The organism is Belnapia sp. AC561 (genome assembly GCF_979252845.1).
On sequence record NZ_CEEDBP010000205.1, the window covers coordinates 1 to 276 of the forward strand.

Consider the following 276-nt stretch of genomic DNA (forward strand, 5'->3'; position numbering starts at 1 on the left):
GCGACGGGTTGATGGCCTGCAATGGCCGGCAAACTCAATCGCTGATGGAGCTTGGAATGAACCACATCAAACCGCTGGTAATGGCCGTCGCGCTTGGCTTGGCAGGCACGGTAATGGCAGGCGGGGCCGACAACTTGCAACGGGTCAAGGTTGACCTGGTGGCGCCACCGCAGGTTCACGCCCACCAGCAAGTCGACACCGGCGCGCCGAAGGTGGTGCAGTTCCGAATGACCATCGAAGAGAAAAAAATGGTCGTCGACAACCAGGGCACCACGT

General features: G+C 60.1%; 1 protein-coding gene. It reads left to right on the top strand.

Translation table 11 applies throughout. The features are described from left to right. Positions 1-56: 56 nt before the first annotated feature. A partial coding sequence (locus AC0IW9_RS30770; RefSeq protein WP_471652101.1) for a hypothetical protein occupies positions 57-276 on the top strand: 220 nt, incomplete at its 3' end.